This window comes from Paenibacillus albicereus, assembly GCF_012676905.1.
Classification (GTDB): Bacteria; Bacillota; Bacilli; order Paenibacillales; family Paenibacillaceae; genus Paenibacillus_O; species Paenibacillus_O albicereus.
The window spans coordinates 3,684,495-3,709,675 of record NZ_CP051428.1 but is presented as its reverse complement, the minus strand read 5'-3'; the positions used below and the strand labels follow the sequence as shown (position 1 = coordinate 3,709,675).

Here is a 25,181-nt window from a genome sequence, read left to right as displayed (position 1 = left end):
GGCCGGGGCGCTTCTTTTTCGTTCAAACGTCCGCGGATTCGGGCCCGGGAGCCGCCGCGTGCGAGCCGCCCTGCGGCGCTTCGCCTGCGGCGGCTCGTGGATGTGCGGCCGCTTTCTCGGCGTCGTTCCGCGGCTCGGCCGGCCTTTCTCCGGCGAAGTCGAACGGCCGAGGCGGCGCCTCCTCCGAGGCGTCCGGCATCCGGTCCAGCGCTTCGGAGGAGGGGGAAGAAGCGCCCGTCGGCAGCTGGACGGAGCGGATCGTCGGCTTGCTCGCCGCGAACGGCCCCGAGCCGGCGAGCGGCCTCGGCTTGCGCGGGCGTGCCGCTGAATCCCGGTCGCCCTGTCCGGCGGCCGGAGGCTGCTTCGTCCCCTGTCCGGCGCCGGCGGCCGGCTTCGGCTTGCGCGCCGGAGCCGCCGAGCCGCCCGCAGGGGAGGCGGCTTCGGCGTTCCGCCGCTTGGAGGCGGAGCCGGGCGCAGACGGTTTCTCCGCCGGCCGCGAGCCGCTCGTACGCGATTCGGCCGCCTCGGACCCGGCCAAGCTCGATCCGGCCGTCTTGGATCCGGCCGTTCTCGATCCGGCCGTCCTCGAGCCCTTCGTGCGCGATCCGGCCGTCCGCCCGCCGGACTTGCGTCCGCGCCTCGAGTAGATGTACATGGCGTACTCGAGCGGCTTCACGATGGCGCGCTCGTAGGTGGCCAGATCGCCGCTCTGGCGGAACACCTCGCGCGCCGGCTTCGGGTTGACCTCGAGCAGCCAGATGCCGCCCTTGCGGTCGATCGCCAGGTCGAGCGCAAGCTCGCACAGCCGGCCGTACTGCCGCTCCAGATGCGCGGCGACATCGACGCCGAACTGCTCCGCCTCGCGGCGCACGGCTGCGGCGAGCTCCTCGTCGCCGACCCAGGAGGAGAGCAGCTCCTCCATGCGCATCGCCTTGCCGCCCCCGTGCAGGTTGGAGGTGATGCTCCCCGCCGCTCCGACCCGTCCGGCGCAGCCGGTCGGCTCCCACTCGCCGCGGCCGTTCTTCTGCACGAGCAGGCGATAGTCATGGACGCGGCCGCTCGGCAGCTTGATGAGGATGCCCTGCTGCACGATGTACTTGCCGCCTCCCAGGTTCCAGGAGGACAGCCGCTCCTGCAGCGCGGCCGCGTTTACCTTCTGAGGCCGGATGATGCGTCTGGACTGATCCCTTCCCTGAATGAGATAGACGCCTTCCTTCTGCCGCTCGATCCGCAGGATGCCGCGTCCGCCCGTGCCGTTGATCGGCTTGAGGAAGACGAGCGGGAAGCGGCGCAGCATGTCGGCCAGATCCTTGTGCCCGGTGTACAGGACGGTCAGGGGCTGGCGGTTCTGGAAGCGGCTCTGGGACGCGAGCGTCTTGTACACCGTCCATTTGTTGCGCAGCATCCGGTTCAAGAAGGTCAGATGGCCGTAGCGGGCGCGGAATTTCTGCAGCTGCTCGAAGCGGTAGCTCTTCTGGATGCGGCAGCGGTCGAAGATCATGTGCGGAAAGGAGGACCAGCGCCGCGACCATGTCTTCGACGACGGATCGTAGACCATCGCCTGGATCCGGTTCGTCTCGTAGTCGACGTCGGCGGGAGTGAAGACGAACACGTCGAGCCCCATTTTCTTGCCGGCGACGATCATCCGCTGATAGATCGGCCGCTCCTCGAGCGCCTTGTTTTCATTGAGGTATAACGTTAAGATGCCGAGCACCGGCTGAGCCATGATTATCCCTCCTTGAGGCGGCGGACTTTTCCGGCAGGAGCGCGCGCGCGGCTCCCTCCGATCGGCGCTTCCGCGCCGCTCCAGCGCCGATCGCCGCGCCGGCAGGCCGCGTGCGGTGCCCGCTCCCCGCGTCTGCGGCCTCGAGCCGCGCCGGAGCGCGGTGCGCGGCGGCGTTCGGCTCCGCGCGCGGTCCGCCTTCCCGGCCGTCTTGCGCCGGCGGCACGGCCTGCGCTTCCGGCGCGGCTTCCGGCGCCTCCGCCGCCCGCGCGCCCGCGCCGCTGCGGAACACGAGCGTCGGCTTGCCGGTCGGCCCCTCCTCGAGCGCGACCGCGGCCATGCCGGCGCGGAAGCACATCTTCATGCTCGCGGCGTTGTCGGCGGCGACGCGGCAATCGAGCGCGCCCCACGTCCGCCGCAGCTCGCGCAGCAGGAGGCTGCCCGCTCCTTGCCCTCGGGACGGGGGCGAGACGGCGACAAGGCAGGCCTCCCGGCCTGCCTTGCGGGCGAAGGCGATGCCCGCCGTCCGCCCCTGCTCCACCAGCACGGCTACCGCCGCCTCCGGAGCCTCTCCCGCGGCCGGCTCCAGCTCCTCCGCCCGCAGCTCCTTCAGGGCCGCAAGGCCTGCCGCCGACAGCCGTCCGCCGCCCCAGGCGGACATCAGCCGCAGGAGCGGCTCGCGGCTGCGGGTCCACTGCTTCGGTGTCAGAAGCATTGCCTTCATGTCAAGCGCCTCCAGCCTTTCCCGGCTTCGCCGAGCGCATCAAATAGCTGCCGTAATGGAAGATGCGCTCCAGCGATTTCTTGCGGATATGAGGCTCGTCGAACTTCATCGGCTTGGAATTGGCCTCGAAGAACCACAGCCCGCCGGCATCGTCGACGCCGAGGTCCATCGACATCTCGCCGTGGCTGTGTCCGCTGGCCGACTCGATCTGGCGGGCCAGCTGCACGCAGGCGCTGCGCGCCTTGCCGATCAGCTGCCGCGCCTTCTCCGGCCCGAACGCATGGCTCAGCAGCTTCTCCGGATCCTCGATGCTGCCTCCGCGCGGCACATGGGTCGTGATGCTCTTGGAGCCGGCGACCCTGGCCCCGACTCCGGTGACCGACCACTGGCCGGTGCCGTTCTTCTGCACGAGCGCGCGCAGGTCGAACCGCCGTTCCTGGTACGAGGCGAGGTCGATCCCTTGCTGGGCGATATAGGCTTCGCCGCCGCTCTCTTTCAGGATACGCGTCCACAGCTTGCCTACCGTCGAGCAATTGTAGGTGCTGCTTTTTTTCTTGTGCTGGATGCTCAGCCGGTACGGCAGCGGCTTTTCCGGAAGGACGCGGATCGTCATGATGCCCTTGCCGGCCTTGCCGCTGACGGGCTTGAGGTAGAGATACGGATGCTTGCTCATCATCCGGTCCAGTCCCGCCACGGTCGCCATCCGGCGCGTCGACGGGATGTAGCGCTTCGTCGCCTGCGACTTGCGCAGCCACTCGAACAGCTCCCATTTGTTGAAAAAGGACGGGTTGAACGCGCCCTTCACGCGAGGGCTTGCGAGCAGCAGCTTCAGCTTGCGCTGGACGCGCGGCATGAGCTCATCCTCGCGCTGCGGGATGCGGTTGTAGACGAGGTCGGGAAAAGGGAACAATCCCTTTTCCCACTCGCTTTTGCCCGCTCCCGAATCGGAGAGCGAGAAGCCGCTCAGCAGCGGCTTGGAGAAGCTCAGGTGGCGCATCGGCAGCACGTAGACGGTGAAGCCCATCTCTTTGCCGGTGCGGATCAGATCGGCGAAATTGGCCCGGTTGCCGCGGAAGCCGAGCTTCGAATCGGACATCGTCAATATCGCCAGCACAGGCTTGCGCGCGGTCAGCTCGGCGGCAAATCCGTACGGAAGCTCGTATTCCATCAGCTGTCCCTCCCCCGGAAGCGGCTCAGGTAGAGGCAGTGCTCAAGGATGTACTCCAGCGACGCGCGGCCCTCCGGCTTGAGCGCGGGATGCTTGAAGATCGAGCGCCCGGGCTTGGCGTTGGCCTCGAACATCCATACCTCGCCGTCCTTGTCGATGCCGAGGTCGAGGCCGAGCTCGCCGAGCCGGTGCGGATAGTTGCGCTCGATCGCCTCGCTCATCTTGACCGCGACGCGCTTCGCCTTTTCCAGCACCTCGCCGGCCTGGCTGCCGAACGTGCGGGAGAGCGCGTTGCCCGGCGTCATGAGCACGCCGCCGTTCTTGATGTGCGTCGTCACGCTGCCCTTGCCGGCTTTTTTCGCTCCGACGCCCGCCGTCACCCATTCATTGCGGCCGTTCTTGTGCATGTGGAAGCGGAAATCGAGCGGGCAGCCGTCGATCTCGACGAGCCGGATGCCCTGCTGCACGACATAGCCGCCGAACGAGCCGCCGTGCCGCGCGTGCATCGTGCGCATGAGCGCCTGGAAGCTGGAGAAGCGCAGCAGCACGTTTTTGCCGCCGCTGCGGTAGCGGGCGAACCAGCCTTGCTTCGGCTGGTACGTCAGCCGGTAGATGCCGGCTCCGAGGCTGCCGCCGCTCGGCTTGAAGTAGACGAAGTGATGCTTCTCCAGCAGCTCCTTGATCTTGGCGTCGCTCGGGCCGGAGACGGATTCCGGCAGATGCCGCAGCGCCTCCACGTCCTTGTCGAGCAGCTTGTAGACGTCGGACTTGTTGAAGTAGCTCCAGTTGAAGAACGGAATGCCTTTGCGCACGAAGCGGTCGCGCAGCGAGCTGATATAGGATCCGGTCTCGGCCTTGCGGCTCGGCAGCCGGTTGTAGACGACGTCGGGGAGCGGCACGGTCTTGCGTTGCCAGGAGCCGTCGGCGTTCAGGAAGTAGCCGTTCACCGTCTCCTGCGCCCAGTTGATGTCTTTGGGAGTGAAGCCGAAGAAATACGCCTTTTTCTCGCCGATGCGGATCAGGTCCTTGATGAAGCCGGTGCGCGAGCCGAACGGAAGGGAGGAGCTGACGTAGCCGTCGCTCAGGATGCCGACGAGCGGTCCGAGCTGCACCTCGTTCTCCGAGGCATGGAGCATGAACACGTTGCCCGACTTCGGCACGCGGATCTGCTGGCGCAGCGCCGAGCCGAGGAACACGTGGTTGCCCTCGCGCTTGACCGCCTTGACGGAGGCGGTGACCGTCTCCCGGCCCAGCTTGATCTGCAGCTTCTTTTTGTCCGACAGCTTGAGCGATCGGTACAGCGGCCCGGATACATAGACGACGCGGTCCTTCTTATCCGAAAAATGCACGTTGCACAAAGTAAGACTCATGATGAACCTCCTGAACGTTCTATCGCTAGGGTGGGTCGATCTATCGCGAAGGAGCGGCCAGCGTCTTTTCGCCGGAACGCTCCGGTACAAGGCGCGCGCCCAGCAAGCGGGCGTAAAGCAAGGGGCGTTCCACCGCCGTGCGGGCGATGCCGCCCGGGAAGGACGAGAAGGCGTCGCGGCCGGGCCGGGAGTTGAGCTCCAGCAGCCAAAGGCGGCCGTCCGGCCCGACGCCGAAATCCAGCCCGAGCTCGGCGAGCCGGCCGAAGGCGCTCTCGGCCGCTTCGGCGGCGAGCAGCGCCAGCCGGTCGATCTCGGCCGAGCAGCGGGCCGCTCCTTCGGCGCCGAGCAGCAGCTCGAGGCCATCGCGGGCAGGCAGCGCTTCGCCGCCGCCGTGCAGGTTGGAGGCGATGCCGCCGGGCCGTCCGCGCCGCAGCGCCGTGCCGGTCAGCCGCCAGAAGCCGCGGCCGTCCTTTTGCACGAGCGCGCGCACGTCGAACGGCCGGCCTTGACGGTCGCATAGCGGCAGCTGCGGCTGCAGGATGTAGCGTCGCCCCTGGACGATCCGCCATGTCCGCTCGGCCGCCGCCTGCAGGTCCGGCAGACGGACCGTCAGCGTCCGGCCGTCCCCCGCCCGGCCGCGCAGCAGCCAGCCGCCCTCGTCCGGGCCGAGGGACAGGACGCCGCGGCCCTGCATGCCGCCGTCCGGCTTGAGGAAGACGGCTCCCCATTCGCGGGCCGCCTCCTGGATGGAGCCGGCCCCGATCAGCAGCCGGGTCGGCGGCGCGAGCGCGGCCAGCTCGGAGCCGGACCGGCGCATCGCCTCCAGCTGCGCGAGCTTGCCGGGCAGCCAGCTGCTGAGCCGCGTGTGAGGGCGCAGCCGGCGCATCTGCTCCAGCCGCTCCTCGCGCAAGCGTCGGCTGGAGGCGGCGCTCGGCCCGCAGCGGTCGTAGACGACCGCCGGCAGCGCCACCTGCCGCTCCTGCCAGCAGCCGCTCTCCCGGACGTAGCCGGTGAGCGCGCCCGTCTCGGGGCGGAACCCCTCTGCGGCGAACAGATGCAGCGGCAGCCGCAGCTCCGCGGCCCTCTCGGCGAGCGCGGCGAGAAATCCGTCCTCCGGGACGGCCAGCCTGCCGGAGCCGTCGGGCTCCGGCGGCTTTCCGATCCAAACTCCGATCACGCCTGCTTCGCTCTCCATCGCGGGCTCCTCCTTACGGGTTCCATCTGCTGCCGCCGCGGCGGCGGACCGGGCCGATCCGGCCGCTAGCTGAAGCCGGCCAGGTAACGCGCGTATTGGATCATGTTCCGCACCGAGGGGCGGATCTTGTTCCCTTCGAGCGGCGTGTTGTCGTTTTTGGACGGCTTGGAGTTGACCTCCAGCAGCCAGACGCGGCCGCCGGTATCCATCGCCAGGTCGATGCCGAGCTCGCCGAAGTGGGCAGGGATGCGCTCCTCGATGCCCTTGGCGATGTCGAGCGCGGCCTTCTCCAGCTTGGCGCTCGCTCCGGCCTTGTAGCCGGGCGCGAGATTGCTGCGGCCCACCGCGTCCTTGACGCGGCTGAGCGTGCCGCCGCGAGCGAGATTGGAGACGAAGTGGTTGCTGCCGGCGGTGCGGGCGACGACCGAGGTGACGATCCAGGCGCCGGTGCCGCTGCGCTGCACGAGCGCCCGGAAGTCGACCGGCCGCTTGCCGATGTCGATCAGCGTCAGCCCTTGCTGGAGCTGGTAGCGGACCGTCTTCATCTTGCCGCCGAGCGAGCCGTAGAACTTGGCGAGGCTCGGGTAAGCCTGCCGCCGGACGCCGGCCGGCGCGGTGTAGGTGGCGAGGATGCCGTCGCCCTCCATCCGGCTCGCCTTGATGATGCCTTTGCCGAGGCTGCCCCGCACCGGCTTGAGGAACACGGCCTGGTGCCGGGAGGCGACGGTCTTGAGATCGGCGAAGCTTTTCAGCAGCCGCGACTCCGGCAAGTACTTGCCGAGCGAGGGGTCCTTGCCGAGCGCGTCGAACACCTCATGCTTGTCGAGGAACTTTTCATTGAATACTTGCGTGCCGTAGCGGGACTTGGCTTCCTTGAACAGCTGCTGGACCGACGCCCGGTTCTCGAGCTTGCGCGCCGTCAGCCGGTTGTTCACGACGTCGGGCACGGGCAGGCTCGCCTTGCGCCAGCCGCCTTCGCCGTAGACCCAGCCGTCGATGCGGGGGCCGGCTCCGGCGGCATCGGGCGTGAAGAAGTACACATGGGCGCCTTGGGAGGCGCACGCATCGACGAGCTCGCGGCAAAACATCGTAATCGAGCCGAACGGGCGGTCCGGCTGCTGCGGATAGTCGCGGCTGACGAGCACGCCGATCAGCGGTCCGAGCGAAAGCGTCTGGGTGCTCGGCCGGTACTGCAGCCGGAGCGAGACGGGGCCGTGGATGCCCATGCTGCGGGCAAGCGCGGACGGAAGCCGCATGGCATCGCCCTTGCCGCCGGATACGACCCGGACGGTCGCGCGATGCGAGCCGAACCGGAGCGCGATGGGCGCGCCGGACGGTATTTTGTGCTGCTTGAGGGCGGACTCGCCGAGCACGATCGCGTCGTCGGATCCGTGGCCTCCCGGGGACACCTGGACGGCGATCTTGGATTTGGATTTGAGCATCGGTGAATCTCCTTCCGGAACGAAGGGTAACGCATGGCAGGTCTAGGTGAATGAAACGGATTCGTTCATCATATGAGGACATCTATCTCGTGGTTCTGGGCGGGCCCGAAGAAGGACGGGACGCTTTGTACCAGCCGGACGGAAGCCGGTTCCGGGCGAGGCGGGCCTCTCCTCTTCACGAATGCGGCGCCGGAGCCGATAACTAAGTCCTGACAATATTGATATGTAAGTAGTGGGTGGAGGCGGAACGGTTGTGGCGTAAGGCGATGGGCGTCGTGGGGATCATCATACTGCTGAGCGTCTGGCTGCCGCTCGGCATCGGCTTGGAGCGATGGGGCGCGGAGCGGCCGCTGCGGGCCGTGCAAGGGGAGCTTGATCTCGCCGGGTGGGACGGTTCCGGACAGATCGCTCTCGACGGCGAGTGGGAATTTTATTGGAACGAGCTGCTGCAGCCGGGCGAGACGCCGAAGCAGCAGCCCTCCTGGATGCAGGTGCCGGGCGTATGGAACGACAGCCGGGCGGAAGAGGAGCGGCCCGCCTACGGCGCCGCCACCTATCGGCTGCGGCTGGTGAACGTGCCCGAGGCCGGCGTCTATGCGATCAAAAAGACGAACATCCGCTTCGCCAGCGCGGTCTACGTGGACGGCCGGCGCGTCATCGCGGACGGCAAGCCCGCTCTCGACCGGGCAGGCTACGTGCCGGGCAACTCGCCCGGCCTCGCCGCTTTCGAGCTGGGGGACAAGGAAGCGGAGATCGTCGTGCACGCAGCCAATTACGACTACATCGATGCAGGCATTCCGATGCCGCTCTATTTCGGCGAGGAGAAGGAGATCCGCACTGCCCATGAGCGCAGCCTGATCCGCGAGTCTGCGATGGCGGTCGTGCTGACGGTCATCGGCCTCATCCATCTGGTGCTGTTCGCGGCGGTATGGCTGTACGGCCAGCGGGACGAGCCGCTGCTGCTGTTCGGCCTCGCCTGCCTGACGATGGCGGTCTTCAACGGCCTGCTCGGGGAAAGGCCGCTCTCCCTGCTCCTCGAAGGGCTTTCCTTCCAGGCCATGTACACGATCAAGGACATGAGCGCGGTAGCCGGCTTCCTCGTCTCGCTCTTCCTGATGATGCAGCTCCAAGGAAAGCAGGCCGGACAGCGGCTGCCGAAGCTGTTCGCGCTCATGCTGCTGGGCAGCCTGCTGCTGTTTCCGTTCCTCAGCATCCGCGAGTACCTTCCGGTGTACCGCGTCACGATCTTCATCGAGCAGCTGATGATGGCCTGGCTGCTATGGAGCGTGGCCGTCCGGCATGTCCGCGCGCCGCGCGGCAAGCGGTACGAATCGCTGCTGCTGCTGCTCGCCGTGCTGCTGCTCAACCTGTATTCCTGCAGCTGCCTGCTGTTCGGCATGTCGATGCTGGGCTCGCTGCTCATCAGCCAAATCTATCTGATTCTGTTCAGCCTCGTCGTGTTTCTCGTCATCGTCTACCGGTTCTATGAGGCGTTCCGCGAGATGGAGCGGATGCACCGCAAGCTGCTGCGGCTGGATCGGCAGAAGGACGAGTTCCTCTCCTCGACGACCTATCAGATCAAAGCTCCGCTGCAGGACGTCGTGCATCTGGCGGACAGCCTGGCGCATGCCGGCGATCCCGGACCCGGCTCCGCGCGCAGCCTCGCGCTGATCGCCGGCACGGCCCGCCGGCTCGGGTATCTCGTGCAGGATCTGCACGACTTCTCCCGCCTCAAGCACGAGGACATCGTCCCGGAGCCGCGCAACCTCGACCTCCGCTCCGCGGTCGGGTCGGTGCTGGAGCTGCATCGGTTCCTGCTGAGCGGCAGGCCGATCGTGCTGGCGAACGGAGTGCCCGAGACGATGCCGGCCGTTTACGCGGACGAGGATCGGCTGGTGCAGATTCTGCACCGGCTGGTCGAGCGGGCGGCGCTGCGCGCGGAGCGGGGCCGGATCGAGGTCTCGGCCGAGGAGGAGCTCGGCTTCGCCGTCGTAACCGTCGCATTCGACGGCCCGGAGACGGCCGAGCCGGAGCCGGGCTTCGCCGCCGGGGACGAGGATATCGCCGAGCTGGCGCTGTCGATCTCGCGCCGGCTGATCGAGCTGCAGGGAGGACTCGTTCTTCAGCCGCTGCCGGGCAAAGAAAGCAGGTCCTTCCGCTTCTCCTTGCTGCTGGAGGAGAAGCCGGGCGGCCAGGCGGCCAGAGGACCGGCCTTGCGGGAGGCGGCGGCAGCCGCCGAGCCGCATGCCGCTCCGGCCCGCGGCGGCCGGGGGCCGGCCGTGCTCGTCGCCGAGCCGGACGCCGCCGGCCGCCATGCGATCGGCCAGCTGCTCGCCCAGGAAGGGCTGCGGGCCGTAAGCGTCCGGTCCGCGGAGCAGGCGCGCGCGGCGCTCGCGACGGAGGGGGAGCTGAGCCTCGTGCTGCTCGGCGTCACCCTGGCGGACGGCAGCGGCTTCAAGGCGCTCGAGGAGCTGCGGCTGCGCTTCTCCCCTTCCGAGCTGCCCGTGCTCATGCTGACCGGCCGGCGGCGGGAGGAGGAGCGCAGGCTGGCCCTCGATCTCGGCGCCAACGATTATGTCGCCAAGCCGTTCGCGGCGGAGGAGCTGCTGGCGAGAGTGCGCAGCCTCGTCAAGCTGCGGCAGTCCGTCAAGGAAGCGCGGGAGCGGGAAATCGCCTTCCTGCGCTCCCAGATCAATCCGCACTTTCTCTACAACGCGCTCGGAGCGATCGCCGAGCTGTGCGTGGAGGAGCCGGAAAAGGCGGAGCGGCTCACGCTCCATCTGTCCGGCTACCTGCGGGGCAGCTTCGACTTCGGCCAGCGCGACGGCATGTCCACGCTCGGCGCGGAGCTGAAGCTGATCGAGGCGTATACCGAGATCGAAAAGGCCCGCTTCGGCTCGCGGCTCCGGGTGAGCGTGCGCTGCGAAGCGGACCCGGCACTGCGCTTTCCGCCGCTGCTGCTGCAGCCGCTCGTGGAGAACGCGATCCGGCACGGCCTGCTGTCGAAGCCGCAGGGCGGCGAGGTGAAGGTGACCGTCGCCGAGCGCGGCGGGTATGTGCATGCGGCGGTCGAGGATGACGGAGCCGGCTTCGACGCGCAGGCGATGCTGTTCCGGCTCGAGCAGCCGGAGCGCATCGGGGGCGTCGGCTTGTGGAACGTGAGCGAGCGGCTGCGGCTGCTGTACGGAGAGCGGCTCGGCATGGACAGCCGGACGGGCTTCGGCTCGCGGCTGACGTTCCGCATCCCGGCGTCGAGCCGGGCAAGCGAACCGAGAGGAGGATGAACGATGCTGAGAGCGATCATCGTGGACGACGAAGAGCTGTCCATGCGCAGGCTGGCGAGAATCGCCGGCGAGCTGGGGGGCGTGGAGATCGCCGCGACTTTCTTCCACCCGTCCGAGGCGTGCGCCTACGTCCGGGACCACCCGGTCGATGTGGCGTTCCTCGACATCAACATGCCGGAGATCGACGGCATGGAGCTCGGCCTGCGGCTGAGGCAGCTGCGGGAGCCGCTGCAGGTCGTCTTCGTCAGCGGCTACGACCGCTACGCGGTCGAAGCCTTCGAGCAGGACGCGGTGGACTACGTGCTCAAGCCGGTCAACGCGGAGCGGCTCGCCAAGACGGTCGAGCGGCTGAGCCGGCGCGTGCGTCCTCCCCAGCCTCCTGCATCCCCGCCCAAGCTCGGCGTGCGGATGTTCGGCGGCCTCCGCTTCTTCCGCTCGGACGGTCCCGGACGCGAGACGCCAATCAAGCTGCGCAGCCCGAAGACCGAGGAGCTGTTCGTCTACCTGCTGTGCAAGGGCACGGCCAGCCGCGAGGAGATCGCCGATACGCTCTGGCGGGGGCTCGAGCCGGACAAGGCGGCCAAGAACATCAACTCGACGCTCTACTACATCCGCAAGTCGCTCGCCGAGGCGGGCCTCGAGCCGCTGCTGCAGGCCGGGCGCTACGACATCCGCGTCGAGGCGCGGATGGTCGACTGCGATCTGCACGAATACGAGCGCCTCGTGCAGCGCATCCGCGCCGAGCCGGCGCCGGACGTGCGGCACTTCGACCAGGCGGAGGCCGCGGCTCCGGGAGGCTTCCTCCAGGGCAAGCTGTACGAATGGGCGGCGGAGCTGTCCCGGCGGCTGGAGCGGGAGCGGATGGAGCTGCTCGAGGGCAAGGCGAGGCTGCTCGTGCGGGAGGGCAAGCCGGCCGCGGCGTTACCGCTGTTCGAGCGGATGCTCGAGCTCGATCCGCTGCGCGAGGACATCCACGAAGAGCTGATCCGGCATTACCTCTACCTCGGCCGCGCGCATGACGCGGCCAGGCAGTACCGGGAGCTGGAGGAGCGGCTCGCCCGCGAGCTGGGCACCGCTCCCGCCCGCCCTTTCTCCTCCTACATGGGCTCCGCGCATTTCTAATCGACAAAAACCGGGACTTTGGAATCAAAGTTCCGGTTTTTTTGCGCTTGTTTATCGGTTGTTTATTTTTCGTTTATTCCCTTTTCTTAGAATTGTCTCAGAATATGTCGAATCATCGGGACGATGGTCTTGGTTCGGCAGGGGGATAAGGGGGGCAACATGTTGCTTCAACGTATGAAATGGAACCGAGTCATGGCCTTGCTGCTGACGCTCAGTCTGACGGCGGGAGCTGTTGCAGGAGGACCGGCTATGCCTGCAGCGGCTGCGCAGGCGGCAGATTTGGAAGTGAGTTTCCCGTCTACGGACGTGCGCGTGGGAAACAACTCCTTTTCAGCACAGAATGCATTCCTGAATTTTTATAACAATCGGGAGATTGGATTTACGAGCAGCGTTCCCGGCAATTCCACGGTCGACTGGAACAGCGGCGATGTCTACGCCGGAACGAATGACAAGTGGTCCACATCGACCTATAAGATCCATGTCGCTCAGAATCCCCTATTGTCCGCCATGGGGGCGAGCGGACACGCCAGGTTGCTGACGGGCTTCAGTGTCCTGCGCTATCATAGCGGGATCGGCTGGAATCGCATTTCCACAATTTCGGTCAAAGTGGATGGAGTCGAAGTTCTGGAAGCAAGGACAAACGGAGGGAACGTCTACAACCGAAGCGAATCCGGAACGTTCGGTCCAAACTCAGTCATCGATATCTCCATAACTGGGGAAGGAGAGGACGACGGCGAGGGGGCTGGCGTCCGCGGCTTTTACATTAAGTTCGAAGACAAGGAGCGTCCCGTGCTGGACGACTACACGTTCACGGGCAACGGCGCGACGCGCCTGAACACCGAGATCAACCAGACCGAGCTCTATGTCAAGAAGAACGAGTTCGTCGACCTCAGCTACAACTTCAGCGAGCCGGTCCGGCCGACCGCCGTGAGCAGCGGCTACTCGGACTACTTCCTGCGGCATCCGCTGTTCGTCAACCAGGCCAACACCGGCCTGCCGGCGGAGGGGCAGCAGCAGTACCTGCAGAACACGACGTACAGCGCGGCCAATCTCGGCACCTACCACGACCGGCTGTCGTACCGCTACGTCGCCTCGGCCTACCACAACAGCGGCAACCTGCCGCTGGAGCCCAAGGTGGACGGCAGCACGCTGAACGCGCTGCCGATGGACCTCTCGCTCAAGGAGAAGCTCGAGCAGGCCGTGCTGGCCGACGCCGCGGGCAACGTCGCTTCCATGCGCTTCCCGAATGTCGGCAACGCGGCGAGCTTGCCGGAAGTGACGGGCGACCGGATCGATCCGTTCGACTACAAGTCCGGCGGCTACCGCGTCATCGTCGATGCCGTGCGGCCGAAGTACAGCAAGACCGGAAACGGCATCCAGCCGGAAATCCTGACCGGCACGACGCTGAATAAGGGCGACGTCATCGACTTCAGCGTGCAGCTCACCGAGCCGGGCGTCGTCAACCGGCTGTGGGAGGGCCAGGAGGCGGGCACGTACCTGCTGTTCAACAACGGCATGCGCGCCTACTACGTCGCCGGCTACGGCAAGGCGGTCTGGAAGTTCCGCGCGACGGTCGGCGCATCGGTCGATCTGGAGACGCCGCTGCTCAAGGTCGTCTCGCTGTCCCATGACCGCAAGACGCCGCAGACATCGGACCTGGAGGTCATCCAGGACTACGCGGGCAACCTGCTCATCCAGCCGGCCGATCACAAAGGCACGTTCGGGAACCTGCCGAAGGATCTGGAGCCGTCGGATGTCCAGTCCAAGATCGACTGGGCCAACCTCATGATCGACAACACGAAGCCGCTCATCGGCTATCGCTACGAGCAAGGCGGAGCGACCGGCACGACGTATGCCAAGGAAGGCAAGATGACGATCGACGCCAACGATCCGGCTCTGATCGTGCCTGCGCTCGACTCGTCCGTGGAGGACCGCGGGCTGGAGCGTCCGAGCCGGGGCATCTACCGGCCGAGCAACATGAGCGCCGAGGCGTCGCCGTCGATCGGCCTCGTCTATTACACCTGGAGCCAGTCGCCGGCCGACCCGCTCGCGGGCAAGGAAAGCGACCATTTCGCGGCGCTCAAGCGCTACTCGCTGTCCGCCAAGCAGCCGTCCGAGGAGCTTTACCCCGAGATGGCCGGACTGAAGCTGTCCGTCACCAACAACAAGACGAACCTCATCGCGCCGCCGCCGGAGGCGCTGCAGCCGGAAAACAGCGGCAAATGGTACCTGCACACGTGGACGGCGGACATGACGTGGGATACCGCGCGCGAGCTGATGCAATACGACAAGAGCAAGGACTACATCATTAACAACAGCGAGCAGTACGAGGCGTGGAAAGCGGAGGCGCCGGCAGGCTCCTCCGAGGCGGACCGCATCGTCTACGCCGACAGCAAGGCGCTGCAGGCGGTCGGCCAGTACGGGGACTCCAAACTCTGGGAGCTGGAGGACTTCAAGCAGGACGACTCCAACTGGACGCATGAGGTCGGCGTGCTGCGCCTGGACAACCAGCAACCGGTGCTGCAGCCGGCATCCGTCTCGGCGGACGGCACGGCCAACGTGACGGTCGAGGCGCTCGTCGAGGAGCCGCATAGCGGCATCCGCAGCATCAGCTATCAGTGGGTCAAAGACAAATTCGATCCGCAGGAGCTGGAGTGGAAGCCGGCGACGACGGTGGCGGGCGCCGTGTACGGCGACGATGCCCCGTCCCATACGGTGACGCAGTCGACCTACAGCGACGTGTTCGAGGACGGTGCCTACTGGCTTTACCTGAGAGCCGAGGACCAGGCCGGCAACTTCGTCGTCGACACCCCGCAGAGCGCGCCGATTATGGTGAGCTCGGAGCAGGCGGTGCCGACGAAATTCCTGCCGGAGCCGAACGTGAGCTTCGTCCGCAGCTCGGAGCTGACGTTCCATATCGGCGAGGCGCTGCCGGATTCGCTCGGCTACGCCTGGTCGGACAGTCCGCTGCGGCCGGACGACGGGGCGTTCTCGTCCTTGAGTCCGCTCGGCACCGACGAGCTCGGCTGGACGAGCTATACGATCCCGGATGGAGGGCAAAGCGGCGTCCGCTACGTGCATGTGAAGGCGCAGCTCGGCGACCGTACGCAATATTACTCGCGGGCGTACTACTTCGACAACGAGCCGCCGCAGCTCGGCTTCGGCCTCGAGGGGCTGAGCTATCCGCTGCCCGAGCAGAGCGTGCTCGTCACGGTCGCGGAGCTGTATAGCAAAAGCGGCCTCGCAGCTTCGTACCAATGGGTCCGCGAAGGCGACCCGGAGCCGACCGAGAGCTCGGGCGGCTGGGTGAAGCTGCCGAACGACCGCGTCGCGTTGCTGAAAGGCGAGGAGCGGCTGGCGCCGGGCGAGACGGCGGACTTCCGCCTGTACGTCAAGGCCGTGGACGGCGCGGGCAACTCCGCGCTGGCGGCCACCTCCGGCACGTTCAAGCTGGCCGGTCCGGCCAAGGACGCTCCGGCCGCTCCCGGCACATCCAAGCTTATCCGCCTGACCGGCGACGAGGAGGACGGCTACACGGCGATCGTCAAGCTGGGGCTGCAGACGGAAAACCCGTCGGGCTACGACTACTCGGTGTCCCCGGACGGCGGATCGAGCTGGCTGAAATGGCGTCCCTACACGACGTTCGCCAGCCTGAAGGTGCCTTCCGGCGATCCGTCCGCGCTGCAGGTGCAGGTCAAGTACCGCTCGCCGGGCGGCAAGGTCGGCGCCGTCTATCCGGTCGACGCCGCGGGCTACGATCCCGATGCCGAGCCGGTGTACGCGGTCGCGACGTTCCCGTCGCTCGCGCCGGTGAACGCCGCGACGGGGGCGACGATCGAGATCGCGCCGCCGCCCGGCATCCGGATCTTGCCTTCCAAGCTCAACCTGCATCAGCCGGTCCGCTCCGGCAACCGCTTCAACGTCAAGGAGAACGGCTTCTACACGTTCGACCTGAGCGACCTGAACGATGCGAAGCGCAAGGAGACGCTGGTCGTCGTCGTGAACCATGTCGACGGCACGCCTCCTGGCGGCATCATCCAGTATTCGGTCAGCAACAACGTGCAGACGAACGGCAGCGTGACGGCGATGCTGACCGGCACCGAGCCGATCGTCGTCACGAACAACGGCGGCAAGAGCGCCTACACGTTCACCGACAACGGCAGCTTTGAGTTCGTCTTCAAGGACGCGGCCGGCAACGAGGGCAGAGCGACCGCCGTCGTGGCCAACATCGACCGCACGCCGCCGCGCGTCAAGATCGAGCGCTCCTACGCCTACGGCAAGGACGGCAGCCGGACGTTCGGCACGATCCGCGACGGCAGCGGCAGCGTCGTGCTGTCGTCGGGCGTGACGCTGTCGGTCGTCAAGGCCGACGCCGGGGCTCGCGACTTCGTCGTGCACAGCCAGAACAACGGCGTCGCCGTGACGAAAAACGGCCTCGTCTCGTTCACGGTCGGGGACGCGCTCGGCAATACGCTCGTCGTCAAGGAGCAGGTGGACGGCATCGCCAGCGAAGGCCCGCAGCCGGAGCGCGTGTCCTATACGTTCATCGACGCCAGCGGCGCGGAGCTGCCGGCCGGACGCATCGCTACGATCGGCGGCAAGAAATACGCCGCCGGCAGGGTGAAGGTCACGGTCAGCGGCAGCATCGACGCGCCGAACGCCGTCTTCTCCGGCCTGCGTCCGCTCGGGACGCCGGGAGCCTACAGCAACCAGGTGAGCGATGCGAGCGGCGCCTATTCGTACTCCCGCATCTTCGAGTCGAACGGCGTGTCCTCGATCTCGATCTCGGACGCGCTCGGCAACGCGACGCAGATTCCGGTGACGGTAGCGGGCATCGACAACGCCGCTCCGACGCTGCGGCTGAAGCAAAGCTCTGTCGGCATCGTGCAGAACAAGCCGGGCTTCAGCGCCGCGGCCGATCTCGGCGGCTACGAGGCTTCCGACAACGTGTCGGCGGCGGACAAGATCAAGGTGGAGATCAGCGGCCTCGACCTCGGCCAGCTCGGCCGCCAGCGCGTCGCCTACACGGCGACCGACGAGGTCGGCAACCGCGCGGTCGCGTACCAGGACGTCGTCGTCGTCAAGAACGGCGGGCTGCTCATCTTCGGCAACGGCACGCTGCTGTCGGCCTCGTCCGGCGAGCAGGCGCTGTTCGATACGAACCGCATCACGTTCCGCGTCACCGGCTACGGCGACATGAAGGTGGGCGGCAAGACGGCGGTCAACGAGGCGGGCACGTTCGAGCTGCTGTACCAGCCGGGACTGTACCGCGAAGGCCAGATGAAATCGATCGCGACCAAGCTGACGTACGGGCAGCTGTCCGGCAGCGGCTTCACCGTCGCCTTCCCGAAGGCGGGCTGGTATACGGTCATCGTCCGCACGCAGGAGCGCGACCGCGAGTACGCAAGCTTCTTCGTCGGATCGGTCAACTAGGTCATAGGAGTCATGAACGTAGGAACTGGGGGATGCAGGGTGAAGCTGCTTAAACGCGGACTGTCGTCGATGCTGGCCTTCGTGCTGGTGTTTCCTGCCCTGTTCGAGAGCGGCCACGCGGTGGCCGCCGAGCTGGGCAAGAGCCGCACGACGACGATCCAAAACGACTATATCAAGGTGACGGTCGACAACGACACGGGACGCTACGGCGTCCGCACGATCGAAGGCCAGCCGGTGCGCAAGCAGGATCAGAACGTGAGCCTGCTGTTCCGCGGGGACGACCCCGAGACGTCGTTCACGACGTTCCGCATCGACGGCACGGACTACATTTTCGGCAACAAGTACAAGTTCGGAAGCGAGCAGTCGCGCACGACGGCGCCGACGCTCGTCGAGAAGCCGAACGGCACCAAGCAGCTGGAGATGACCTGGTCGATGAAGGGCGTGTCGATCAAGCAGATCCTGCTGCTCTATACGGACGGCAAGGACAAGATCAACTCGGGCAATGTGAACATCCGCTACGAGGTGGCGAACGGCAGCGGCGCCAAGGTCGAGGTCGGCAGCCGCATCCTGCTCGACACGATGGTCGGCAGCAACGACGGCCCGGCGTTCCAGATCGGCACGGCGTCCAAGTCGCCGCTGCTCGTCGAGCGCCGGCTGACGCATGAGCCGGAGAAGCTCGGCGTCTCCGAGGAGGACCGGCCGCTGCACAAGCTGCCCGCCTACTGGGTCATGCGCGACAAGCTGGACCTGGAGAATCCGCAGGCGACGAACGTCGTCGCCTACGGCTTCAACAACGTGGCCGAGCAGAACATCAACATCGTCGACGAGATGGTCGTCGGCCATTGGAACGGGCTGGCGAATACGAAATGGGACTACACGGTCCATCCGAACCTCGACTTCACCCGCGACACGAACGACTACGGCAGCGCGGACTCCGCCGTGGCGTTCTACTGGAATCCGGACGCGATCGAGCCGGGCCGCATGCAGAGCTTCGAGACGATCTACGGCCTCGGCGAGATCGTCGCGCCGGACAAGGCGTTCTCCATCCGCTACGTCGATCCGGTGCAGCAGCTGGCGACGCTGCCGGATGCGAGCGGCTACCGCGATGAAGGCGTGTTCGACATCATCGCCGAGGTCGAGAATCTCCCGGCCTTCAACATGGAGCATTCGCGCCTCGAGCTGGAGATGACGCTGGAGAGCGGGCTCAGCTTCGTGCAGCTGGACGAGCGCGGCAACATCAGGCGCGACGCCTCCGGCAAGCCGCTCACGGACAGCGTGGCCAGCAAAAGAATCGAGTACCGCAAGGAAGCGACGCCGGAGGAGGCCAAGCTCGGCATCCAGCCGAAGTACAAGCCCGGCGATACGGTGACGGCGACGTTCAAGGTCATGGCCAAAGGCCGGCCGTGGCCGACGACCCGCCAGTACATGCTGACGGCGCGCAGCCCGGAGACGCGCAGCAAGATCGAGGGCATCGCCGACGAGAGCATCCAGGCGCAGTACGAGTCGGTCAAGTCCAACTTCGTCCTGCTGCCTCCGGTCGGCGAGGCGACGCCGACGTACATCTACGGCGTCTCGCCCAAGGAGCTGTACCGCACGGACGTCAAGTACATGACGGTCAACCTGTCCAACATCGAGGCGTACACGACAGGCGGAAACGGCACGGAGCCGAACTTCGACCTGTTCCTGGTCGAGAAGTCGACCCGCGAGCGCTACCGGGTGCCGGTGGCGGACTCGGTGCTGCTGCAGCCGACCGACGACGGCCTGACCGGCGACATGCGCATCACGTACCGCGGCGGCGACAAGGTCGACGAGGCGGGCCAGGTGCTGGAGAAGGGGCTCGGACCGGAGCTGCCGCTCGGTGAGTACGAGATCGTCCTCGACTACAAAGGGACCGCAGGGGACGATCCGGAGCTCGCGTCGATGTACGACATCGCGTCCGGCGAGACGATCCTCGTCACCGACAACGACGAATCGCGCATCCGCGAGGCCGGCATCCTGGCGTTGTACAAGGAAGTCGTCGATCTGAGCGGCATCGACAACGGCGCCACGGTCGGAGAGGAGCGGCTGGAGCAGTTGAACAGCCTGTTCCCGGGCGAGCCGTTCGAGGAGGGCAGCTTCCTGTACGAGGCCGCGACGCAGTACAAGAAGACGCGCGCGCTGATCGGCGCGGCCAGCAAGGCCGTCGATCCCGAATTCGAGCTGAGCGAGTTCGCCGACGAAGGCGCGCTCGCGGAGACGCCTCTCTACAACTACCGCATCTTCGAGAGCGAGGAGGAGCTGGAGGCTTTCGAGGAGCAGGCGGAAGAGGATGAGATCGAGCGCGAGACGCTCGTCGTCGTCAGCGGCATGGTCAAGCAGGTCGGCAGCGGCGACGACCAGCAGATCATCGTCGACACGAAGACCGAGCCGGCGATCATCAACGGCGCCGTCGCTTACAGCGGCAAGGACCTGGTGCTCGTGCGCGGCAAGCTCGACATCTTCGGCGTGAAGCAGCCGGCCGGGCTGCCGCTGCTCGACACGCTGTTCGTCAAAGGCGACGGCACGCTGAGCGTGGCCAGCAGCGGCTTCATCTTCCACAAGGGCGAATGGACGCTCGACTTCTTCAACGGCTTCGACAAGACGCTCGGCGGGGAAGGCTTCGGTATTCCGCGCGCCGGCAGCGGCGAGGAGGAAGAAGAGGAAGAGGATGCGGAGAGCCAGGACGCCAACAAGCAGTCGGCGACGAACCCCGAGGACGACAGCCAGAACGGCAGCCTCAAGTGGGCCGTCGGCGGCGTCGGCGACCGGCTCAACCCGCTCCGGCAGATCATGCTGGAGAACGTCTATTTCAACAAGCACTCGCTGTTCAGCGCGCCGAGCTTCTCGATCGACGGCTTCGGGCTGTCGCTGAACGACTTCATCCTGCGCGAGGGGGGCGTCTCGTTCGGCGGCTCGATCTCGCTGAAGGTCGTGAACGCGGAGATCAACAACGTCATCTTCAACGACAAGGGCTTCGTCGGCATCGACGCCAAGCTCGGCTTCGACCTCAATGAAAGCCTCGGCCTGTTCGGGCCGAAGGAGGACAAGAAATCGGGCGAGGAAGGCCCGAAAAAGCCGAGCGGCAGCATCGGCGTCACCCACTACGTCCAGAAAGTGGACGGGATCAGCAACACGTACGGCCTTGAATTCGAGGCGCAGCTCAAGAACATGACCGAGGTCGCGCTCGAGTTCTCGCTCAAGCAGGTCGACGACGGGCGCATCCTGCCGGACGTCATCGCCTTCGGCACGCAGCTCAAGAGCCCCGGCATCCTCATCACCGGCGCGACGTACCTGACCGCGATCCGCGGCGCGGTGCGCGAGCTGGCCGACACGATCGCCGGCGGCACGGCGGAGGATCCGTTCCCGCTGACGATCCAGGCGGGCGTCGGCGTGCGCTTCGGCATGGCGCCGGCGTACTTCTTCGGCGACATCGACCTGACGCTCAAGCGGACGGGCATCAAGATCGAAGGGCAGATGAAGTATTCCCCCGACGCGAACGCGGAAGAGGACGACCGCATCGAGATGATTACGATGGCGCTGCTGGAAGCCCAGTGGGTAACGCCGTGGTTCGTGCGCGTCCAGGCCGAGGTCGACATCGGCGGCTGGGACATCATCGTCGGCAAGGCCGGCATCTTCGTCGGCCAGAACCTGGAGAAGAACCGCACCGACTTCGAGGGCTACATCGGCTCCAAGGTGCAGATTCCGGGGGCGGTGCCGGTCGTGGGCGGCATGCCGCTGTCGAGCGTGTTCCTCGGCGTCAACAACGACAAGCTGTGGGGCAGCGTCGGCATCCTGTTCATCAGCCTCGGCATCACCTACTACTGGGGCGGAGGCGTCGAGTTCGGCACGTCGACCGACCAGCTGCCGGAGGGCCTGGCGCATCTGGTCATCGAGGATCCGGAGCGCGGACCGCGCCTGCTCGTCATCGGCTCGGGCGTGCAGGCGCTGGCCGACTCCCGCGTACCGGCGGAGCAGGAGACGCAGGCGATCGAGTACCGCGAGATCGGCGACGACATGAAGATCGTCGACAACGGCGACATGACGCTCGGCCTCGGCGGCATTACGGTCAAGAACGGCGGGCGCGTGCATGAGATTCCGCTCGGCGGCGTCAGCGGCAACGCGATCATCGAAGTGGAGTACGACAGCAAGGAGATGCCGGCCTTCACGATGAAGGACGGCAGCGGCAAGCCGTACCCGATCAAGTTCGACAACACGAACACCGACAAGACGGCGAACGCCTTCACGCAGGTCGTGCCTGCGAAGAACAAAGGGACAGACGTCGACTCGCGCAAGGCGTACGTGATCGTGCCGGCGGCAAAGGCGGCTGCAGGCGGGACGTGGACGCTGACGGCGCAGGCGCCGGTCGAGACGAAGCTGCTGAACGTGCCGACGGCGCCGCAGCTGAGCGAGGTCGGCCTGACGGCGGACCCGGCGGACGAGAACAAGTTCGCCGCGACGTGGAAGGTCGATAACGCCAAGCCGGGCGATACGGTCAGCCTGTATCTGGCGAAGGACGCCGTGACGGATGCGGTCGAGACGCTCTCGAGCGGCGAGGTCGTCCGCAAGGCCGGCGACGCGGGCATGCTGATCGCCAAGGACCTGCCGGCAGCGGCAGGCCGCGCGAGCATCGACGTCAGGCGCATCGAGCTGGCGGGCGGCACGGAGGACATCCGCGGCCTGCTCCGCCAGGGCAGCTATTATGTGCGGGCGGAGCTCAAGTCCGACAACGCCTTCGCCACGAAGACGTCGGCGCAGCGCTTCGAGCTGAAGGACCCGATGGCTCCGAACAAGGTCAGCGACGTGGCGGTGAAGCCGGCGGGCAACGGCTACTTCCATCTGTCGTTCAAGCCGGGCGCGGTCAAGAGCGGCCAGCAGGCTTATGAGCGCAGCTTCGTCGTCGAAGCGTTCCGGAACGGGACGGCCTACGAGCCGTTCGGCGACGTGCTCATGACCGAAGAGGAGCTGCAGCCGTACTGGAACGCGGCGGGCGGCAAGTACGAAGGCATCCCGATCGGCGGCTGGGCGGCCGTCACGTCCTCGGACCAGATCGATACGTCCGGGCTTGGCGGCACGAAGCTGGTCGGGGAGGAGGGCAAGGAGGCGCCGAAGGTGTCCCATGCCGGCCTCGAGACCGGACAGACATACGTCATCGGCGTCAGCGCCTCGGCGGTGCCGACGGAAGCCGACGACAAGAACCGCAATCCGCATTACGCGGAGCGGGCCGATACGGCGGCGACGCTGCTGCCGCTCGCGCAGAAGCCGCAGCTGACGCTCGGCGGCGGTCCGGCCAAGACGAGCGAGCCGGGCAAGAAATTCTGGACGCATCTCACGAGCAGCACCGAGCAGACGATCACGCTGCATTCGTCGCAGCCGAACGTCGAGGTGGAGGCCTACGTCGGGGAGGAATTCCTGGGCAAGGCGGACATGCGCAGCGAAGGCGGCGTCAGCCGCGGCTCGCTGAAGCTGACCCGCTTCGCGACCGACGGCACGTTCGCCGTCGAGCTGCGGTCCCGCAATACGGCGACGGGCGACGTCTCGGTCACGATGCTGTACCTGACGGTCGATTCGATCGCGCCGGTGCTGTACATCGACGAGCCGGCGACGGGAGCGCGGACGCAGTCCGGCCGGGTGCGCGTGGCCGGATCGACGACGCCGGGCGACGTCCTGACGGTCGCCGGACAGGCGGTCCAGGTCGAGGAGGACGGCCGCTTCAGCGGCGAGGTGCTGCTGCCGGAGGACGGCGGCGCGTCGGCCGAGCTGAAGTTCCTCGCCCGCGACGCGGCGGGCAACGAGAACTCGGCCGTCGTGAACGTCACGAACGACGGCTACCGCGTCCCGAGCGCGATCGTGCTGAAGCCGATCCCGACGCTCCGTCCGGGCGACAGCGTGAAGCTGCAAGCCGTGCTGCAGGTTGCGGACGGCAAGGACGGCAGCGGCAAGACGCGTTATAAGGAAGTCGCGCTGACCGAGGCCGAGCGCGAGCGCCTGACCTTGACGGTCGACGGCGACTCGGCGCTGCTCGCCGAGGACGGCACGCTGACGGCGCTGGGCGCCGGGGCGAGCCTGATTACGGCGGAGTACCGCGTATCGGACGGCATGACGCTGCAGGCGCTGGCGGTCGCGGAGGCGAAGCTTCCGCAGCCGACCTCGCTCGGCACGCTCGGCGTTTCGGCGGAAGCGGTGCTCGGCTCGACGGACAAGACCCGCATCGTCGTGACGGATGCGGGCGACATGACGGGGCAGCAGCTCGCGTACCGCGTCTATGGCAGCGGAGCGAAGCTGCCGGCCTTCCGGGAGGATCTGTCGGCCTGGAGCCTGCTGCCGGCGGACGGCATCGTCGCAGCGAAATCCGGCGACACCGTCGTCGTGGCGAAGCGGCTGTCCAGCGGCAAGCTGGCGATGGCCGCGAAGCTGCTGCCGGCGAGCATCTGGATGATGATGCCGGGCGGCTTCGGCTTCGGCGGAGGCGGCGGAGCGCCGGCGGGAGACAAGCCGCAGGCGAGCGTGAACGGCGCGGCGATCGAAGCCGCATGGGAAGGCAAGACGGCGCTGATCCGTCTGGACAGCTCCGTCCTCGACGGCGGCGTGGCGGCCGATCTGACGCTCCGCTCGGCCGAGTCGGGCGCCGAAGGCTACCGCGTCACGGTGCAGCGGGCGCTCGCGGACAAGCTTGCCGCGGCGGGCAAGACGCTGCGCATCGAGCTGCCGCTGGCGAGCCTCGTGCTCGGAGCGTCCCAGCTGCGCGGCGGAAAGGACGATCTCGTGCTGGCGTTCGGCTTGAACGACAGCGGAGAGAGGACGCTGCTGGATGCGGCGGCTGCAGCTCAAGGCTTCCGGCTGCTTGCAGGCGGCGCAGGCTCCAAGCTCCAGCTCGGTCTCGACCCTGCAAGCTGGAAGCCGGCGCCAAGCGCGACGCTGCCGCTGCCGGAGGGCGTGCGGACGAAGGACGTGACCGCGGTGCTGCTCCGCGCGGCGGACGGCAGCTGGACGCCGCTGCCTTGGAAGCCGGCGGCGGGCGGCGCGGCCGTCGAGGCGCGGCTGACCGGCTCGGGCAACGTGTATTACGTCGCGAACGCGAGGACGTTCGCCGACGTGGCGCCGCTGTTCTGGGCGGCGGACAGCATCCGCGAGGCTTCGGCCCGGATGCTCGTCTTCGGCCAGTCGGCGGACAAGTTCGCGCCGAACGCCAAGGTGACGCGGGCCGAATACCCGACGATCCTGCTGCGCGCGGCAGGCTACATGAACGAGCCGATCGCGACAGTCCGCTTTGCCGACGTGCCTGCGGACAGCTGGTACGCCCGCACGGTCGGCATCGCTTCCGGCCTCGGCCTGGCGAGCGGCAAGAGCGCGGACCGGTACGATCCCGGCGCGGCGCTGACGCGGCTCGAGGCGATGGCCATGGCCGGCAGGCTGATGGCCATCGCGCAGCCGGGCGCGAAGCTGGAGGAAGCGGAGATCGCGCGCGTGCTGGGCGCCTTCGCGGACGTCAAGGCGATCCCGGACTGGGCGCGCGGCCCGGTTGCGGCCGCGGTCAAGGCGGGACTCGTTCAAGGCATCGACGGCAGCATCCGTCCGGGCGATCCGCTGACCCGCAGCCAGGCGGCTGCGATCGCGGTTCGGGTGAGCGATGGAATGAATTCATAACCGGCCGGCAGGCGAGCCCGCATCATGCTATAGGCGTGATGCGGGTTGTCTGCTAAGG

General features: G+C 67.1%; 10 protein-coding genes. 4 read left to right on the top strand and 6 right to left on the bottom strand.

Annotated features, from left to right (window positions below; translation table 11 throughout):
* Positions 1–22: 22 nt before the first annotated feature.
* The 6 genes from HGI30_RS23590 to HGI30_RS16580 form a co-directional block, all read right to left on the bottom strand.
* Entirely contained in the window at positions 23–1,726 is a 1,704-nt protein-coding gene (locus tag HGI30_RS23590; RefSeq protein WP_168908583.1) for a YheC/YheD family protein, read from the bottom strand.
* Complete coding sequence (locus HGI30_RS16600) at positions 1,683–2,447, bottom strand: GNAT family N-acetyltransferase (RefSeq protein WP_168908582.1); 765 nt, start codon at positions 2,445–2,447, stop codon at positions 1,683–1,685. Before HGI30_RS16600 ends, HGI30_RS23590 begins: the two co-directional genes overlap by 44 nt.
* A 1-nt stretch (position 2,448) precedes the next feature.
* On the bottom strand, positions 2,449–3,615 hold the full coding sequence (locus HGI30_RS16595; RefSeq protein ID WP_168908581.1) for a YheC/YheD family endospore coat-associated protein: 1,167 nt from the start codon (positions 3,613–3,615) through the stop codon (positions 2,449–2,451).
* The gene (locus HGI30_RS16590; protein WP_168908580.1) at positions 3,615–4,985 is read right to left on the bottom strand and encodes a YheC/YheD family endospore coat-associated protein; all 1,371 of its coding nucleotides are present in this window, start codon (positions 4,983–4,985) and stop codon (positions 3,615–3,617) included. The genes HGI30_RS16595 and HGI30_RS16590 overlap by 1 nt, the downstream gene beginning before the upstream one ends.
* A 40-nt stretch (positions 4,986–5,025) precedes the next feature.
* A complete protein-coding gene (locus HGI30_RS16585; protein ID WP_168908579.1) occupies positions 5,026–6,180 on the bottom strand; it encodes a YheC/YheD family protein in 1,155 nt (384 codons plus the stop codon).
* Positions 6,181–6,245: 65 nt separating this feature from the next.
* Entirely contained in the window at positions 6,246–7,622 is a 1,377-nt protein-coding gene (locus tag HGI30_RS16580) for a YheC/YheD family endospore coat-associated protein (protein WP_168908578.1), read from the bottom strand.
* 275 nt (positions 7,623–7,897) lie between these two features.
* On the opposite strand from HGI30_RS16580, the gene HGI30_RS16575 reads away from it, so the two are divergent.
* From HGI30_RS16575 to HGI30_RS16560, 4 genes are all read left to right on the top strand, one after another.
* Positions 7,898–10,906 (top strand): hybrid sensor histidine kinase/response regulator, encoded by a 3,009-nt coding sequence (locus HGI30_RS16575; RefSeq protein ID WP_168908577.1) that lies wholly within the window; start codon positions 7,898–7,900, stop codon positions 10,904–10,906.
* A gap of 3 nt (positions 10,907–10,909) precedes the next feature.
* Positions 10,910–12,028, top strand: a complete 1,119-nt coding sequence (locus tag HGI30_RS16570) for a response regulator (RefSeq protein ID WP_168908576.1) — start codon at positions 10,910–10,912, stop codon at positions 12,026–12,028.
* A 789-nt stretch (positions 12,029–12,817) separates the two neighbouring features.
* A complete protein-coding gene (locus tag HGI30_RS16565) occupies positions 12,818–17,461 on the top strand; it encodes a hypothetical protein (protein ID WP_168908575.1) in 4,644 nt (1,547 codons plus the stop codon).
* Between the two features lie 39 nt (positions 17,462–17,500).
* Entirely contained in the window at positions 17,501–25,123 is a 7,623-nt protein-coding gene (locus HGI30_RS16560; protein ID WP_168908574.1) for an S-layer homology domain-containing protein, read from the top strand.
* Positions 25,124–25,181: the final 58 nt, after the last annotated feature.